This is a genomic window from Tsukamurella sputi (assembly GCF_007858445.1).
In the GTDB taxonomy this organism is placed as follows: domain Bacteria; phylum Actinomycetota; class Actinomycetes; order Mycobacteriales; family Mycobacteriaceae; genus Tsukamurella; species Tsukamurella sputi.
On sequence record NZ_VIGV01000004.1, the window covers coordinates 351,307 to 365,846 of the forward strand.

16 protein-coding genes are annotated in these 14,540 nt (G+C 70.2%); 12 read left to right on the top strand and 4 right to left on the bottom strand.

Annotation, left to right across the window (positions count from 1 at the left end):
- Positions 1-2: 2 nt before the first annotated feature.
- Complete coding sequence (rsmA, locus tag FK268_RS14590) at positions 3-896, top strand: 16S rRNA (adenine(1518)-N(6)/adenine(1519)-N(6))-dimethyltransferase RsmA (protein WP_146435289.1); 894 nt, start codon at positions 3-5, stop codon at positions 894-896.
- Between the two features lie 10 nt (positions 897-906).
- Positions 907-1,821: a 4-(cytidine 5'-diphospho)-2-C-methyl-D-erythritol kinase gene (locus FK268_RS14595; RefSeq protein WP_146435291.1), complete on the top strand. Its 915-nt coding sequence runs from the start codon at positions 907-909 to the stop codon at positions 1,819-1,821.
- A gap of 17 nt (positions 1,822-1,838) precedes the next feature.
- On the opposite strand, the gene FK268_RS14600 is transcribed toward FK268_RS14595, so the two are convergent.
- On the bottom strand, positions 1,839-2,273 hold the full coding sequence (locus FK268_RS14600) for a hypothetical protein (protein WP_146435293.1): 435 nt from the start codon (positions 2,271-2,273) through the stop codon (positions 1,839-1,841).
- A 422-nt stretch (positions 2,274-2,695) separates the two neighbouring features.
- Between FK268_RS14600 and FK268_RS14605 the strand changes: the two genes are divergently transcribed.
- The 3 genes from FK268_RS14605 to FK268_RS14615 all read left to right on the top strand — a co-directional run bounded on the left by FK268_RS14605 (position 2,696) and on the right by FK268_RS14615 (position 7,060).
- Positions 2,696-3,646: a DUF8832 domain-containing protein gene (locus tag FK268_RS14605; RefSeq protein ID WP_438695994.1), complete on the top strand. Its 951-nt coding sequence runs from the start codon at positions 2,696-2,698 to the stop codon at positions 3,644-3,646.
- A gap of 28 nt (positions 3,647-3,674) precedes the next feature.
- Entirely contained in the window at positions 3,675-6,131 is a 2,457-nt protein-coding gene (locus FK268_RS14610; RefSeq protein ID WP_158636121.1) for a heavy metal translocating P-type ATPase, read from the top strand.
- 161 nt (positions 6,132-6,292) lie between these two features.
- The gene (locus FK268_RS14615) at positions 6,293-7,060 is read left to right on the top strand and encodes an MIP/aquaporin family protein (protein ID WP_146435297.1); all 768 of its coding nucleotides are present in this window, start codon (positions 6,293-6,295) and stop codon (positions 7,058-7,060) included.
- A 60-nt stretch (positions 7,061-7,120) separates the two neighbouring features.
- Here the strand turns inward: FK268_RS14615 and FK268_RS14620 are convergent, their stop codons facing one another.
- A complete protein-coding gene (locus FK268_RS14620; RefSeq protein WP_146435299.1) occupies positions 7,121-8,923 on the bottom strand; it encodes an ABC-F family ATP-binding cassette domain-containing protein in 1,803 nt (600 codons plus the stop codon).
- A gap of 74 nt (positions 8,924-8,997) precedes the next feature.
- On the opposite strand from FK268_RS14620, the gene FK268_RS14625 reads away from it, so the two are divergent.
- A complete protein-coding gene (locus tag FK268_RS14625) occupies positions 8,998-9,999 on the top strand; it encodes an enoyl-CoA hydratase/isomerase family protein (protein WP_146435301.1) in 1,002 nt (333 codons plus the stop codon).
- Between the two features lie 126 nt (positions 10,000-10,125).
- On the opposite strand, the gene FK268_RS14630 is transcribed toward FK268_RS14625, so the two are convergent.
- Positions 10,126-10,563, bottom strand: coding sequence for a MarR family winged helix-turn-helix transcriptional regulator (locus tag FK268_RS14630; RefSeq protein ID WP_146435303.1), 438 nt, complete (start codon positions 10,561-10,563; stop codon positions 10,126-10,128).
- Positions 10,564-10,618: 55 nt separating this feature from the next.
- Between FK268_RS14630 and FK268_RS14635 the strand changes: the two genes are divergently transcribed.
- From FK268_RS14635 to FK268_RS14645, 3 genes are all read left to right on the top strand, one after another.
- Positions 10,619-11,146, top strand: coding sequence for a DUF6790 family protein (locus FK268_RS14635; RefSeq protein WP_146435304.1), 528 nt, complete (start codon positions 10,619-10,621; stop codon positions 11,144-11,146).
- A gap of 2 nt (positions 11,147-11,148) precedes the next feature.
- Positions 11,149-11,454 (top strand): hypothetical protein, encoded by a 306-nt coding sequence (locus FK268_RS14640; protein ID WP_166443484.1) that lies wholly within the window; start codon positions 11,149-11,151, stop codon positions 11,452-11,454.
- Between the two features lie 151 nt (positions 11,455-11,605).
- Positions 11,606-12,250, top strand: a complete 645-nt coding sequence (locus tag FK268_RS14645; protein WP_205124491.1) for a LysE family translocator — start codon at positions 11,606-11,608, stop codon at positions 12,248-12,250.
- A 12-nt stretch (positions 12,251-12,262) separates the two neighbouring features.
- Here the strand turns inward: FK268_RS14645 and FK268_RS14650 are convergent, their stop codons facing one another.
- Positions 12,263-12,706, bottom strand: coding sequence for a PaaI family thioesterase (locus tag FK268_RS14650; protein WP_231707087.1), 444 nt, complete (start codon positions 12,704-12,706; stop codon positions 12,263-12,265).
- Positions 12,707-12,756: 50 nt separating this feature from the next.
- On the opposite strand from FK268_RS14650, the gene FK268_RS14655 reads away from it, so the two are divergent.
- The 3 genes from FK268_RS14655 to FK268_RS14665 all read left to right on the top strand — a co-directional run bounded on the left by FK268_RS14655 (position 12,757) and on the right by FK268_RS14665 (position 14,537).
- Positions 12,757-13,368: a TetR/AcrR family transcriptional regulator gene (locus tag FK268_RS14655; RefSeq protein WP_146435308.1), complete on the top strand. Its 612-nt coding sequence runs from the start codon at positions 12,757-12,759 to the stop codon at positions 13,366-13,368.
- A gap of 131 nt (positions 13,369-13,499) precedes the next feature.
- A complete protein-coding gene (locus tag FK268_RS14660) occupies positions 13,500-14,090 on the top strand; it encodes an HD domain-containing protein (protein ID WP_146435309.1) in 591 nt (196 codons plus the stop codon).
- A 114-nt stretch (positions 14,091-14,204) separates the two neighbouring features.
- Entirely contained in the window at positions 14,205-14,537 is a 333-nt protein-coding gene (locus FK268_RS14665) for a hypothetical protein (RefSeq protein ID WP_146435312.1), read from the top strand.
- The last annotated feature ends 3 nt before the right edge of the window (positions 14,538-14,540 follow it).

Below are 14,540 nucleotides of genomic sequence, written 5' to 3' on the forward strand. Positions count from 1 at the left end.
CGGTGACCGGCGCCGAATTCAAGAATCAGGCACGACTGCTCGGCCCCGCGGAGATCCGCGCGCTGGCCGGGCAGTTGTCCGTTCGTCCCACGAAGACGCTGGGCCAGAACTTCGTGCACGACCCGAACACGGTCCGCAAGATCGTCGCCGCGGCCGACGTGCGCCCCGACGACATCGCTCTCGAGGTCGGGCCGGGCCTGGGATCGCTCACCCTTGCGCTGCTCGACGCCGCCGCCTCGGTCACGGCGATCGAGATCGACCCCGTTCTCGCGGAACAACTCCCGAAGACGGTGGCGGAGCGCGCGCCCGAGCTGGCCGGGAATCTCACCGTGATCGGCGAGGACGCGCTCAAGGTCACCGGCGCGCAGGTCTGCGCCGCGGGCGCTCCGACCGTCCTCGTCGCGAACCTCCCGTACAACGTCTCGGTCCCCGTGCTGCTGCACCTGCTCGCCGAGGTGCCCACCCTGCGGACGGTGCTGGTGATGGTGCAGCTCGAGGTGGCCGATCGGCTCGCCGCGGCACCGGGCTCCCGGGTGTACGGCGTCCCGTCGGTGAAGGCGGCCTACTACGGGCGCGTGCGCAAGGCCGGCACCGTCGGGCGGGCGGTGTTCTGGCCCGAGCCCAACGTCGAATCGGGCCTGGTCCGCATCGATCTGCACGAGCCCGACGGGCGGCTCGACGTCGACCGCGCGCGGCTCTGGGCCGCGGTCGACGCGGCCTTCGCACAGCGCCGCAAAACCCTGCGGGCCGCGCTGGCGACGTGGGCGGGTTCGCCCGCGGCCGCGGAGGAACTGCTGGTCGCCGCGGGTATCGATCCCCGGGAACGGGGTGAGAAGCTGTCGGTCGAGCAGTTCGCCAAGCTCGCCTCCGTCCGGCCCGCGGCCTCGGCACCGTAGTCTGGACCGCGTGCTTTCCGTGGTACCGACCCCTCTGACCGTGCGGGCGCCCGCCAAGGTGAACCTCCACCTCGGGGTGGGTGACGTGCGGCCCGACGGCTTCCACGAGCTCGTGACCGTCTTCCAGGCCCTGTCGCTGCACGACGATGTGACCCTCACGCCCGCCGACACGCTGACGCTGCACGTCACGGGCGAGGGTGTTCGGGACGTGCCGACGGACCCGTCCAACCTGGCCGCGCGCGCCGTCGTCGCGCTGGCCGACCGGTACGGGCGGGACCCGAACATGCGCATCGACATCGCCAAGGGCATTCCTGTCGCCGGTGGCATGGCCGGCGGTTCCGCGGACGCGGCCGCCGCGCTCCTCGGCGCGGCGACGCTCTGGGGCCTGGACATCGGCCGTGACGAGCTCGACGAGGTGGCGGCGGCGCTCGGCTCCGACGTGCCCTTCTCGCTGCACGGGCACACCGCGCTCGGTACCGGCCGCGGCGAGCGGTTGATCCCCGCGCTGGCACGGGGCGAGTTCCACTGGACCCTCGCGCTGGCCCGGGAGGGCCTGAGCACGCCGGCGGTCTACCACGAGCTGGACCGGCTGCGCGAGGCCGGCGATCCGCCGCGCGCGGGCAGCCCCGACGAGTTGCTGGCCGCGGTGGCGTCCGGCGATCCGCACCGGCTCGCGCCGCTGCTCGCCAACGACCTGCAGGCCGCCGCGCTGTCCTTGCAGCCGGGACTGCGCCGCACTCTGCGGGCGGGGATGGAGGCGGGCGCGCTCGCGGGCATCGTCTCCGGCAGCGGCCCCACCTGTGCCTTCCTCTGCGCGAGCGCCGACGATGCCGTCGACGTGGGTACCGAGCTCGCCGGCGCAGGCGTCTGCCGGACGGTGCGCGTCGCCTCCGGCCCGGTGCCGGGCGCCACCGTCGTTCCGTAGGAGCCCGGACTCAGCGGCTACTTCGCCCCGCCGGCGCAGGAGGTCAGCAACCCGGTGATCTGCTGGTCGATCGGGGCGCGGAAGGCGGTGTAGGCATCCGCCGCGCCAGGGGCGATCTGTCGCGCGCCGGCCACCAGCTCCTTCTCCGCGGTGCCCACCGTCTGGAGAGTGGACTGCACGGTCTGTAGACCACCGGGGATGAACCCGATGACGGTGCAGACGAATCCGGTGAGCGGATCGACTGGCGCAGCGGCCTTCGGCGCAGGCGCAGAGGGCGCGGGCTTCGCCGCGGCGGCCGACTTCACGGCGGGTGCGGGCTTCGCTGCCGGCGTGGGAATTGGCTGCGGTGTGGGGGCCGTCCCGTGCGGAGCGGCGAAGGCTGCGCCGGGCAGCAGGAGGGCGGTGCCCGCCGCTATGGCGGCGGCAGCGGAGGCGATCCGGAGACGGTTCATGGATTCTCGAGTCCTTTCGAGGCGGCGTGCGGAATGGCACGGGGAGAAGCTATCCGACGATGCTTCACTTTTCCGGCGGCGCCGAGAATCGCGGTCCGTGTGGTGCGAAACACTGTCCGATCGGCCAGTGCGTTTCTCAAAAATACTCTATTGCAATAGCTTTCAGTCGATCTGGTAAACGTAACTCGTACTGCGGATTCAGACGATCGCCGGTGGATTGTCTGTCCGAATTCCCTTCTGTGTTGTGCGGGACGGACAGACTTCGTCGCCCAGATTGTGTTCGATCGACACCGTCCGCACCCAGGCGTGCAGCGGGGCTTGCGCGATACCCCCTAGGGGTATACATTCGGTACAGATACCCGCCTGGGGTACCCGAGAACTGAGGAGGAACCATGGACGGCACGCGAGTGGATCGTCGAGGGCTGGGTCCGGCGGCCACGCTGGCGGTCTACGGCGCCGGCCTCGTGGTGGCCTTCGGTGGTGCCTACGGCATCGCGGGCCCCGTCGTGCCGGAGAGCGTCGTCGGCCAGTGGAACGCGCAGGCCGGCCGGAGCCACGGCGAGCACGGCGGCGCCCCTGCTCAGGCGGCCCCGGCGGCGCTTCCGGGGCTCTCGATGAGTGCGGAGGGCATGTCCTTCGCGCCGGTCGGAGCTCCCGCCGTCGCCGGTGAGCCCGGGACACTCCGCTTCCGGATCGAGAACGCGGCGGGCGCTCCCGTCGTCGACTACACCACGACCCACGAGAAGGACCTGCACCTCATCGCGGTCCGTGCCGACGGCTCGCAGTTCCGCCACGTGCATCCGGTTCTCGATCGCGCCACCGGTGTCTGGTCGCTGCCGTGGAGCTGGGTGGAGGGCGGAACCTACCGGTTGTACGCGGATTTCGCGCCCGCGACCGGTTCGCCGGTCACCCTCTCGCGCACCGTCGAGGTCGCCGGTGGTTACACGCCCGTCGATCCCGCGCCGTCGCGCACCGCTCAGGTGGACGGCTTCACCGTGACCCTCGACGGTGACCTCGTCGCCGGTGCCTCGAGCCCGGTCACGCTACGCGTGACCCGCGACGGCGAGCCCGTCACCGCGCTGCAGCCCTACCTCGGCGCCTTCGGTCACCTCGTCGCCCTGCGGCAGGGTGATCTCGCGTTCCTGCACGTGCACCCCGAGGGCGCCGCGCCGAAGCCGGCGGAGACCGGCGGGCCGGCTGTCGCCTTCCGGACGCAGGTCCCCACCGCGGGCCGCTACCTGCTCTACCTGGACTTCCAGGTCGACGGGGTGGTGCGCACCGCGGGCTTCGTCGTCGATGCCGCGGCCAGGACCGGACCCGCCGCTGCGACACCTGCTTCCACGCCCACGGCCGACGGCCACAGCGGGCACTGACCACACACGGGACGAGGAGGATCGGACCATGAGCACACCCGGCACGGATTCCGGTGGCGCACACATCGAACTGGACATCGGGGGCATGACCTGCGCTTCGTGCGCGAACCGGATCGAGCGGCGCCTCAACAAGATCGAGGGCGTGAGCGCCACCGTGAACTACGCCACCGAGAAGGCGAAGGTCGTCGCGCCCGAGGGGATGGATCCGCAGCGCATCGTCGACGAGGTCGTCGCGACCGGCTACTCCGCGACACCGTCGAGGGCATCGGCACCGTCGAACGACGGAGGCGGGCAGGAGAACCCGGCCGATGCGGAACTGGCTTCTCTGCGCACCAGGCTGCTCGGCGCCGTCGTGCTCGGCGTGCCGGTGATCGCGATGGCGATGGTCCCGGCGCTGCAGTTCACGTACTGGCAGTGGGCCTCCCTCGCGCTGGCCTCTCCGGTGATCCTGTGGTCCGCGTGGCCCTTCCACCGGGCGGCGTGGGCGAACCTGAAGCACGGCACGGCGACGATGGACACCCTGATCTCGATGGGCACGCTGTCGGCGTTCCTGTGGTCGTTGTACGCGCTCTTCCTGGGCACGGCCGGCGAGCCCGGGATGAAGCACCCGTTCAGCCTCACCCTCGCGCCGTCCGACGGTGCCGCCAACATCTACCTGGAGGTGGCCGCCGGCGTCACCGTGTTCATCCTGGCCGGGCGCTACTTCGAGAAGCGCTCCAAGCGACAGGCGGGAGCCGCGCTGCGTGCCCTGCTCGAACTGGGTGCGAAAGAAGTCGCCGTCCTGCGGGACGGCGCCGAGGTGAGGATCGCCGTCGACGAGCTGCGTGCGGGCGACGAGTTCGTCGTGCGGCCGGGCGAGAAGATCGCGACCGACGGCGTGGTCGTCTCCGGTACCTCCGCCGTCGACGCCTCCATGCTCACCGGCGAATCGGTCCCCGTCGAGGTCGGTCCCGGTGATGCGGTCACCGGTGCCACGGTCAACGCGGGCGGTCGACTGGTGGTGCGCGCCACCCGCGTCGGCTCGGAGACGCAGCTCGCGCAGATGGCGCGGCTCGTCGAGGACGCGCAGACCGGCAAGGCGGAGGTGCAGCGTCTCGCCGACCGGATCTCCGGCGTCTTCGTGCCCATCGTCATCGCGATCGCCGCGATCACCCTGGGCGGGTGGCTCGGCGCGGGCTTCCCCGTCTCGGCGGCGTTCACCGCCGCGGTGGCGGTCCTCGTGATCGCCTGCCCGTGCGCGCTGGGACTCGCGACGCCGACGGCGCTGCTCGTCGGCACCGGCCGGGGCGCGCAGTTGGGCGTGCTCATCAAGGGGCCCGAGGTGCTCGAATCGACCCGTCGCGTCGACACCGTCGTTCTCGACAAGACCGGCACGGTGACCAGCGGGCGGATGACCCTGGTCGACGTGATCACCGAGAGCGGCGTCGATCCGATCGATGTGCTGCGCTACGCCGGTGCCCTGGAGTACGCCTCGGAGCACCCGATCGCGCAGGCCATCGCCAAGGGAGCCGCTGACAAGGTCGGAACGCTCTCGCCCGTGGACGGTTTCGCGAACATCGAGGGCCAGGGCGTGCAGGGCGTCGTCGACGGACACGGTGTGATCGTCGGCCGCGAGTCGCTGCTCGCCGATTGGGCGCTGCACCTGTCCGACGGGCTGGCCGCGACGAAGGCCGTCGCCGAGGCGCAGGGCGCGACAGTGGTCGCCGTCGGGTGGGACGGCGCGGCGCGAGGAATCCTCGTGGTCTCCGACACCGTCAAACCGACGAGCGCGCAGGCGATCCGGGAACTGCGCGAGCTGGGCCTGACGCCGGTGCTGCTCACCGGCGACAACGCGGCCGCCGCACGGCACATCGCCGCCCAGGTGGGCATCGACGAGGTGATCGCGGAGGTCATGCCGCAGGACAAGGTCGACGTGGTGACCCGCCTACACGCGCAGGGCCGCGTCGTCGCGATGGTCGGCGACGGGGTCAATGACGCCCCCGCGCTCGCCGCCGCCGACCTGGGCCTGGCGATGGGCACGGGCACTGACGTCGCGATCGAGGCGGCCGACATCACCCTGGTCCGCGGAGACCTGCGTGCCGCCGTCGACGCGATACGACTGTCCCGCAGCACACTCCGGACCATCAAGACGAACCTGTTCTGGGCGTTCGCGTACAACGTCGCGGCCATTCCGGTGGCGGCGCTCGGCATGCTGAACCCGATGCTCGCCGGTGCGGCGATGGCCTTCTCCAGTGTCTTCGTCGTCGGGAACAGCCTGCGCCTGCGCGGCTTCCGCGGTACTGCGCGTTCGGGTGAGGCCTCGCCGGCGCCCGTCGACGCGACGACCACCTGCCCGGTGATGGTCGGCAACCCTGTCGTCAAGTCCACCGCGGAGGCAGCGGGCCTGTTCCGGGACTACGACGGCGAGCGGTACTTCTTCTGCTGCCCCGCATGCGCGCCGAAGTTCGACGCGGACCCGGCGCGGTACGCGGCGAACCTCGCCTGAGCCGGACCCGTCTTCCGGTCCGCGCGCCGACGGGCGCGCGGACCGGAAGTGCTGGAGAAACGGGCCGACCACTGGCATGCTGATGCGATCGCAAGAACGACGATCGGGGGCATGATGGCGCCACGGCACCGGCGGATCCGCGGCTCGGAACCGGGCGATCGATGACCGTCACCGCGCTGCTCGCGACCCCGACAGCACCGAGCCTGGCCACGGCGTTCACCTCAGAACTGCTCGGCACCGCCGTCATGCTGCTGTTGGGTTGCGGCGTGGTCGCCAATGCGAGCCTGCCGAGGGCGAAGGGCGGCAACGCGAACTTCCTGATGATCGGCTTCGGCTGGGGGCTCGCGGTCTTCGCGGGCGTCTACACGGCCTACAAGTCGGGCGCACACCTCAACCCCGCGGTCACCGTCGGAATACTGGTCAGCGGCGGCTCCGAGTACGCCCCCGGGATCCCGATCACGGCCGCGTCCACCGCCGTCTACTTCGGGGCCCAGCTGCTCGGCGCCTTCCTCGGCGCCGTCGCCGCCTGGCTCGCCTACCGGCAGCACTTCGACGAGGAGCACGACCCCGGCGCGAAACTCGGTGTCTTCGCCACGGGCCCTGCGATCCGTTCGTATCCGCACAACGTCCTCACGGAGGCCGTCGCGACCTTCGTCCTGGTGCTCGCCGTGCTGCTGCTCGGCCGCACGCCGTCGGGTCTCGGTCCGCTGGCCGTTGCGCTCGTCGTCGTCGGCATCGGTGTCTCGCTCGGCGGTCCGACCGGCTACGCGATCAACCCCGCGCGCGATCTGGGGCCGCGTATCGCCCATGCCGTCCTCCCGATCAAGGACAAGGGCGGCAGCGATTGGTCGTACGCGTGGGTACCCGTCGTCGGTCCGCTGATCGGCGCGGTGATCGCCGGCCTGACCGCGGGCGTGTACGCGGGCTGACGCTCCGCCGAATCCCATCCGGACGAGAGGAACCCGATGGGGCGGCGACGCGTGGTGTGACTACCCGTCCAGTGCCTCGCTGAGTTCGAGCCAGCGCATTTCCTGCTCCGCCAGTTCGTCCTCGAGGGCCGAGATCTTCTTCATCTCCTCGGCGAGACCCGCGTAGTCGCCCTGATCGTGGTCGGCGAGAGCGAGTTTCGCCTTGGCGATCTGGTCGGTGAGCTTGGTCATCCGGCGCTCGACGGCGGAGACCTCCTTCTGCGCCGCGCGCAGTTCCGCGCCACTGAGGCCGGACTCCGCGGAGGCCGACGCGGCCGTCGCGGCGGTGGCCGCGGCCACCGCGCCGTGCTGCGCACGTCGCAGTGCGAGGTACTCGTCGACGCCACCGGGCAGGTGCCGAAGGCGGCGGTCGAGGATGGCGTACTGCTGATCGGTGACGCGCTCGAGGAAGTACCGGTCGTGGCTGACCACGATCAGCGTGCCGGGCCAGGAGTCGAGGAGGTCCTCCATCGCGGCCAGCATGTCGGTGTCGAGGTCGTTGGTCGGCTCGTCGAGGATCAGCACGTTCGGCGAATCCAGCAGGATGAGCAGCAACTGGAGACGGCGCTTCTGCCCACCGGAGAGGTCCTTGACCGGTGTCGAGAGCTGCGCACTCGCGAAGCCGAGCCGCTCGAACAGCTGGGACGGGGTGAGCTCCTGCGCCTTGGAGCCGCTGCCCACGGTGAAGCTCGTGGCGAGGTTCGCCAGCACCACGCGCACCGGATCCTCCCAGTGCTGTTCGAGCTCGTCGAGCCGCTGGGTCAGCGTCTGGACCTTGACGGTCTTGCCGCGCTTGACGGTGCCCGTCGTGGGCTGCACGGCCCCGTCGATCAGGCCGAGCAGCGTCGACTTACCGGCCCCGTTGACGCCCAGGATGCCGGTGCGCTCGCCGGGCGCGATGCGCCACTCGATGTCGCTGAGCACCTGCTTGTCGCCGTACGCCACGCCCACGTCGAGGATGTCGACGACGTCCTTGCCCAGCCGCGAGACGGCGAGCGACTGCAACTCGGTCTTGTCGCGGATCTCGGGGACGTCGGAGATCAGCGCGTTAGCCGCATCGATGCGGAACTTCGGCTTGCTCGTGCGGGCGGGGGCGCCGCGCCGCAGCCAGGCCAGCTCCTTGCGCGCGAGGTTCTGCCGCTTCTGCTCGATCGACGCGGCCTGCCGGTCGCGCTCCACGCGCTGCAGGATGTACGCCGCGTAGCCACCCTCGAAGGGCTCCACGATGCGGTCGTGCACCTCCCACGTCGCTGTGCACACCTCGTCGAGGATCCACCGGTCGTGCGTCACCATGAGCAGGCCGCCCTGGTTCGCGGGCCACCGGGTCTTGAGGTGGCCGGCCAGCCACTCGATCGCCTCGACGTCCAGGTGGTTGGTCGGCTCGTCGAGGATCAGCACGTCGTGCTCACCCGCGAGGAGCTGCGCCAACTGCACGCGGCGGCGCTGGCCGCCGGACAGCTCGCCGAGGCGCGCGTCCCAGGGGAGATCGGTGAGCAGGCCCGCGAGGATGTCGCGCACCTTCGGATCGCCGGCCCAGACGTGCTCGGGGGTGTCGCCGACGACCGCATGGCCGATCGTGTCCTCGTCGTCGAACAAGTCGGTCTGGGTGAGCACGCCCACCCGGACACCGCCCCGTCGGGTCACGCGGCCCGAGTCGGGCTCGCGGGTGCCGGCGAGCATGCCCAGCAGGCTGGACTTGCCGTCGCCGTTGCGGCCGACGATGCCGATCCGGTCGCCCTCGTTCACGCCGAGGGACACCGAATCGAAGACCGTTTTGGTCGGGTACTCGAGGTGCAGCGCATCCGCGCCGAGAAGATTCGCCATCGCCCGTCCAGATTACGCGGGTGCCTGGCATACTGATTTAGTCGGATATCCGAGTAATCGTCGAGGAGTGAGTCGTGAGCGACGCCGAGATCGTCACCACCGTGGCCGGGGGCACCGGGCACATCGAGCTGAACCGTCCGAAGGCGCTCAACGCGCTCACCTCGGGCATGGTGGCCGCCATCGACGCCGCGCTGCAGGCCTGGGAGGCCGACGATGCCGTGGCCCGCGTGCTCATCACCTCCGCCTCGCCCAAGGCGTACTGCGCGGGCGGCGATATCCGCGCCATCCGTGACCAGGTGGTGGCGGGGGAGGACTTCACCCCGTTCTTCCGCGACGAGTACGACATGAACCTGCGCCTCGCGGAGTTCCCCAAGCCGGTGATCGCTCTCATCGACGGCGTGAACATGGGTGGCGGCGTGGGTGTTTCGATCCACGGATCGCACCGCGTTGTCTCGGAGAAGGCGCTCATCGCGATGCCCGAGGTCGCGATCGGTTTCCTTCCCGATGTGGGTGCCACCCACATCCTCGGCCGCCTGCCGAAGGGCGTGGGCGAGCTCATGGGCATGACCGCCGCGCGCCTCGGCGCGGGTGATGCGCTCGCCGTCGGGCTCGCAACGCACTTCGTACCCTCGTCGGCCATGCCGGACGTCAAGGCCGCCCTGCTCGCCGGGGAGGAGCTCGACGGCGTGCTCGCCCGCTTCGGCGACGCCGCCCCCGCGGCGACGCTGCCGCTCGAGGAGATCGCCGATGTCTTCGGGCGCGACTCGGTGACCGAGATCCTCGCGGGCCTCGCAACCACCTCCGGAGCGTGGGCGGACACGGCTCGCGAGCAGCTCGCCACAGCCTGCCCCACGTCGGTCTTCGTCACCTTCGATCTGATCCAGCAGTCGCGCACGCGCACTCTCGCTCAGTGCCTCGCCGAGGAGGCCGTGGTGGGCGCGCGCCTGATCCGCCGCCCCGACTTCGTCGAGGGCATCCGCGCGGTCCTCGTCGACAAGACCCGCGATCCGAAGTTCTCGCCCGCATCGATGAACGACGTCGACGAGTCCGAGATCGAGGCTCTGCTCGGCTCCTGACGGCCGCGCTCAGCTCGCTGCGCTCGTGGCCCGCCCTAGCGGGGCGGCCGCCTCCCCCATGTCCATGGACGGAGGGAATGAACGACGCGCGGAGGTGCTGCGCCTCCCGCTAGGGGGCGCCGTGGATCAGCCTCGGCCGGCCGCGGTGGCGAGGAAGTCGCGCAGCGCGATGCTGTCGCGCAGGTAGCGCTCGTAGGGGAAATCCCTCGCGGAGAGGGCCTCTCGGAGTTGGGCCGCGTAGTCGGTGCTCGACGCGTGGAACTGTTGTGCGCCCTTGTCCGTGAGCCGCACGAGGCGCCGCCGGGCGTGCTCGGGATCGGGTTCGACGGTGACCAGACCCTCCGGTACGAGCGCGGTCAGCATGCGGCTCACGGCCGCGTCGGAGACCAGCATCGCCTGCGCCAGTTCGTGCTGGGTCGCGGGCTGCACCTCCTCGAGCGTGCCCAGGAGTCTCATTCTGCTGTAGCTCAGCGCACCGGGTGCTCCGTACTCGCGCGTCACGACGCCCAGCAGCATCGTGATGTGGTTCAGCACATCGCCCAGTCCCTCATCGGGTTCGTTCATGATCTCAGCCTACCGGAGTCTTGACCAGTTAATATTAACGTGTTAAGACTGAAGCATGACCGCATCCACGCAGTACCTCATTCACACCTCCACCCCGCTGATCTTCCCGATCGCCGCAGTGGTCTGGGCCGCCTTCCGCTCGGCCCGCCGGCCCGGCGAACGCCTCGAGATCTGGCAGCGGGCCGTGCTCTTCGCCGCCGGCCTGGGGGCGGCCTGGGTGGGGGTCTTCTTCCTACTCGTTCCGGACACCATGGCGAACGAGATCGGCTTCCCGGCTGGCAATCCCTTCCAGTTCGAGATCGCCTTCACCAATCTCGGCTTCGCGGCGATGGCCATCGTCTTAGTGTTCCGCCATCGGGAGTTCCGTCTCTTCTACGGCATCGGCTACGCGATCTTCCTATGGGGCGCGGCCTTCGGGCACCTCGATCAGTGGTTCGCCCACGGCGATCACCAGCTGGGCAACACCGGCGGCATCCTCTTCGTCGACATCCTAGTCCCGGCCTTCATCATCGTCCTGGCTCTTGTCGACCGTCGAGGCGCATCGTCCGGCCCGGCCTTCCGGCCCGTCGGCGCTACGGTGTAGCCGTGGCCGAATCGACGGATGCCGGAAGGGTGCAGCTGTGCTGCCTGTTGTGGGCGCGCACTGGCCTCGCGGATGCTCTCACCGCGTATGAGGATGCGGTACTCGCCCTGCTGCCGGAACACGGCGGTACGGTCGTGCAACGCGCGATCGGGGAGGGGGTCGATGGTGCGCCGAACGAGGTTCAGCTGTACCGATTCTCGAGTCAGGAATCGCTCGCCCGCTATCTCGCGGATCCGCGCCGCCTCGCGCTCGCCGGCGAACGCGATCGCGTGATCGCCCGCACGGAGCTTTTCCCCGTCTCCTTCTGAGGGCCGCGTCGACCGGGTGCGGTGCGAGTGGCTTTGAAACTGTGACCGCTCATGACGATCGGACGTCCCCGCGTGCTGGACGAGCCGAGGCCAGTCACACTCAACTGGCTATGTACGGCAATACCGGTTGCTCGCGAGGATGGGTCTCATGATCGTTTCATGGGCCGCGGTGGCGGGAATGGTGGTGACGGCGTTGGCCATGGTGCTCACGCCGGGATCGAACATGATCTACCTCGTTTCCCGCAGCATCGGCCAGGGGCGCGCGGCCGGGCTGATCTCGCTGGCGGGAACAGGTGTGGGCTTCGTCGTCTACCTCACCCTGGCGAACGTGGGCCTCGCCGTCGTCTTCGTCGCGGTGCCGTGGCTGTTCATGGGGTTCAAGGCCGCCGGTGCGCTGTACCTCGGGTACCTGGCCTTCCAGGCGCTGCGTCCCGGAGGGCGTGGGCTGTTCGAGACCACGGACCTGCCGCGGGATTCGAACGCGAAGCTGTTCCGGATGGGGCTCGTCACCAACCTGCTCAACCCGAAGGCGGCGATCATGTACCTGGCGTTGATCCCGCAGTTCATCGACCCCACGCGTGGCCGCACAGCCGCGCAGGGCTTCGTTCTCGGCGGCGTGCAGATCACGGTGTCGATGCTGGTCAACGCCGCGATCGTGATCGCCGCCGGCGCGGTGGCGGCGATCATCGCGCGTCGCCCCGAGTGGGCGGTGTGGCAGCGCCGGGTCACCGGCACGATGCTCGGTGCCGTCGCTCTGCTACTCGCTCGTGAGGTCCCGCAGCGCGCCCACGTCTGACCGTTGCTCGTGTCAGCCGACCTGGTAGGTGCCTGTCGCGCTGGCGACCAGCACGTCGTCGGTCTGCGAGTACATCTCGCACCGCACGTGACTCGTCTTCCGTCCGGTGGATAGACGGTGTGCCCGCACCCGCAGCCCGTCCTCCATGAGGGGTGCGATGAAGTTCAGCGACAGGGATGCGGTGACGCCGCGGAGCTTGTCGGGCACCGGCCGTCCCGCCCATGCCGCGACCATGACACCGATGTCCGCCGCGGCGGCGATGAGACCGCCGTGCATCATCGTGCCGACCGTCGTGAGCTCCGGTCGGTAGGGCACGAGCAGGGTGGCGGCGCCGTCGGAGATGTCTTCGATCTGTACGCCGAGGAGTGCCACGAACGGCGACGCGGGGACGAACTGCCGCATGATCTCCGAGCCGTCGGCGACGTCGGTCGGGAGCTGATCGGGTGAGACGGTCACTGGGTTCTCCTAATCGAACTATGAAAACGAAGTATGACTAGGATAGTGCCATGGAATCGCTGTTGACGGAACCCTCCGACAAGCGCCGCCGGCGCACACGGGCCGCGCTGTTGGACGCCGCGGGCGAACTCTTCGCCCGGCCGGGCGGCTATCGCGGCACCTCCGTCGATGAGCTGGCCGCCCGTGCGGATGTCGCGTTGACCAGCATCTACTCGAACTTCCCCGGCGGGAAGGCGGACCTGTACGCCGTGCTGGCGTGCAGGGTGGGGCGAGAGCACGTGGTCGCCATGGCCGCCGCCGTCGCAGGGACGACGGGGTCCGATGCCGCCCGCCGTGCCTTCGACGAGTACCTCGACTTCCACCGCCGCGAGCCGATCGCGTTCCGACTGCTCGGCCTCACCGATGTGCAGGGCGAGGAGTCGGAAACGGTGCGGGCGGCGCGCGCCGAGGTCCGCGGGTATCTCGGCAGGGCCTTGGAGACGGTGATCGTCGCCGTCGGCGAGCCCTCGGATGTGGCGCGCGCCGAGGTGATCCAGTGCTGGGCCGGCATCAACGGCCTGCTCGCGCTCGCAGCGCGCGGATTGATCGACACCGCGGAGGCGGATCGCCTCATCGGCCGCGCGCGAGACCGGTGTTCCGCGGCGATCGGAGTAGTGCGATGACCAGGGGAGAGCTGAGCTTCGTCGAGCGAGTCGTGCTGTCCGGGAGGGCACTGCGCGCGGCGGCAGCGGAGGTGCCGCGCGCGGCACGGGGCCCCCGCGGTGCACTCGGACGCGGTCGGTTCAGGGCCGGGGTGCCCGAGACGGAGGTGTGCATCGAAGCGGCGCGGCTTGCGAGGGAACGTCTTACGCCGGCGGTACTCGAACACAGCGTTCGCTGCTACCACTGGGGTCGTGCCTTCGCGGCGGCCGCGGGCACATCGATCGATGCGGAAGAGTTCTTTGTCGCCTGCATGCTGCACGACGTGCACCTCGGCGGCGCCGCGGATCCGGCTGCCGGATGCTTCGCCGTCCTCGGCGCCGACGCCGCGCGAACGCTCGTGTACGGCCCGGCCGCCGAGAGGATCGCGAACGCCATTGAGCGGCATTTCGATCCTGTGGCTGATACGGAACCGCTGGCGATCGCCTTGCATGACGCGGCACACCTCGACGTGGCCGGCTACCGGCTCGGCGAGTTGGACCGCGAATTCGTTCGAGCGGTGTGCGAGAGCGCGCCCCGCGGCGAATTCTCCCGAGTGTTCCTCGCCGCGATCCGCGAGGAGGCGCGCGTGCGTCCCCGATCGATCGCTGCCGCGATGTGGTGGGCCGGCATCGCCCTGCCGGTCCTGCTCAATCCGCTCGACCGGAGCGCTGGACCGCGGGATGCGCTGAGCACGGCGATGTGAAGGATTCGCGACGGATGCACCGCGCCTTCGGTGAAGATTCCACGTTTGTGTCGGTTTCATGAGAGAGTCATGTGCACAGTCGATTTCGTGAAAATTCGTCGGTACCGTCGGGGTATGGAGAAGAAGCGAAGGCCAGTTGCCACCACCCTCGCCCGACGGCTCGCCGCGGGCCTGATCGTCGCCGGAGCAGGCGCCGCCCTCTTCGTCGCGGGGCCCGCCTCGGCGGAGCCGAGCGACCACGTGGTCAGTCCGTCCGTGGTCCGACCCGGGGTCACGCCCGGCGGCGGCGCCAACCACTGGAACGTGCCGACCGGTTCGGCCCTGTGGCCGGGGAACATGAACCCGGACTCGCCGTCGACGGGGGACACCGGCCCGTCATCCGCGGCGCCCATCGATCCCGGCGACCATCCGCGGGACGCCCCGGGCGCCGACAGCCCGGCGTTCTGACCG

Bases quoted from the DNA above. Each gene is read 5' to 3' on its own strand.
- FK268_RS14600 (WP_146435293.1), bottom strand. From the start codon at position 2,273: ATGAACCGTCTCCGGATCGCCTCCGCTGCCGCCGCCATAGCGGCGGGC.
- FK268_RS14610 (WP_158636121.1), top strand. From the start codon at position 3,675: ATGAGCACACCCGGCACGGATTCCGGTGGCGCACACATCGAACTGGAC.
- FK268_RS14615 (WP_146435297.1), top strand. From the start codon at position 6,293: ATGACCGTCACCGCGCTGCTCGCGACCCCGACAGCACCGAGCCTGGCC.
- FK268_RS14620 (WP_146435299.1), bottom strand. From the start codon at position 8,923: ATGGCGAATCTTCTCGGCGCGGATGCGCTGCACCTCGAGTACCCGACC.
- FK268_RS14630 (WP_146435303.1), bottom strand. From the start codon at position 10,563: ATGAACGAACCCGATGAGGGACTGGGCGATGTGCTGAACCACATCACG.
- FK268_RS14635 (WP_146435304.1), top strand. From the start codon at position 10,619: ATGACCGCATCCACGCAGTACCTCATTCACACCTCCACCCCGCTGATC.
- FK268_RS14655 (WP_146435308.1), top strand. From the start codon at position 12,757: ATGGAATCGCTGTTGACGGAACCCTCCGACAAGCGCCGCCGGCGCACA.
- FK268_RS14665 (WP_146435312.1), top strand. From the start codon at position 14,205: ATGGAGAAGAAGCGAAGGCCAGTTGCCACCACCCTCGCCCGACGGCTC.